Origin of the sequence: Streptomyces phaeoluteigriseus (assembly GCF_001896135.2) — a bacterium.
GTDB classification, from domain to species: domain Bacteria; phylum Actinomycetota; class Actinomycetes; order Streptomycetales; family Streptomycetaceae; genus Streptomyces; species Streptomyces phaeoluteigriseus.
The window spans coordinates 1-1,043 of record NZ_MPOH02000047.1 but is presented as its reverse complement, the minus strand read 5'-3'; the positions used below and the strand labels follow the sequence as shown (position 1 = coordinate 1,043).

Sequence of the window (1,043 nt, the reverse complement as noted above, 5' to 3'; positions counted from 1 at the left end):
CGAGCACTTCCTCGCCTTCACCAGCATCGCTTGCACACTCATCTGCTACCGCAGACTCGCCAAATGAGATGACGTCTTAGTGAGTCTCTTTCATCCTGTGCTGGAGGGTGAAGTGGGCTGGTCAGCGGGTGTGGTGACGAGGCAGGGCCCCTCGTCGTTGGCGTGGTGAGCTCACTCAACACGCTGGCGACCGAAGGGGCCCTGTGGGTCCGTATCCTGCCAGGCTTGATGTCCCGTATGAGCTGGTCGAGCATGTTTCCTGGCTGCTGTACGAACACCGTCGGGCTCGCAACACACGTTGGCGCAGGCTCGGCTGCTTCAAGCAAGCGCTTCTCACGCTGCTGCATCTGCGGAAGGACGAGACGTTCTGGCAGCTCGGGGATGGTTTCGGAATATCGCAGGCCACCGCCTGGCGGTACGTCGACGAGACGCTGGACGTCCTGGCCGGCTGGGCGCCCAGTCTCCACGAAGCGCTCACCGGCCTCGGTGAGGGCGACCACGTCATCGTTGACGGCACCTTGATCCCCATCGACCGGATCCGTGCGGACGAGCCGTACTACTCGATGAAGCACTGCAAGCACGGAATGAACGTGCAGGTCATCGCTCGTCCCGATGGCACACCGCTGTGGTTCTCCCGGGCGACGCCCGGCCGCACCCATGACCTGACCGCGGCCCGGGCTCACGGCATTGTCCCGGCCTGCCTGACCCGGCAGATCCTCGTCCTTGCCGACCGCGCCTACCAGGGCACCGGCGCCACCGTCCGCACCCCCTATTACCACCACCGCGAACAGCCCGAGCACTACCAGCAGTTCAACCGCGACCACGCTCGACTGCGCGCTCCGCGCGAACGTGCCTTCGCCCAGGTGAAGTCATGGCGACTGCTCCGGCGAGCCAGATGCTCCACCCGCCGTATCATCACGATCGTCCAGGCCGTCCACACACTCCTGACCTGCAGCTATTCAGGATGAAAGAGGTTCAGTGATGAATTCGGGGGCCGGTAGGAGGCAGCGGACGGGCCGCCGGCCGCCGGAGGGTTTTCCGGC

1 pseudogene is annotated in these 1,043 nt (G+C 64.8%); it reads left to right on the top strand.

The window, feature by feature from the left end:
* Window positions 1-162: 162 nt before the first annotated feature.
* Window positions 163-968: pseudogene (locus BM536_RS37840) on the top strand (transposase family protein).
* Window positions 969-1,043 lie beyond the last annotated feature (75 nt).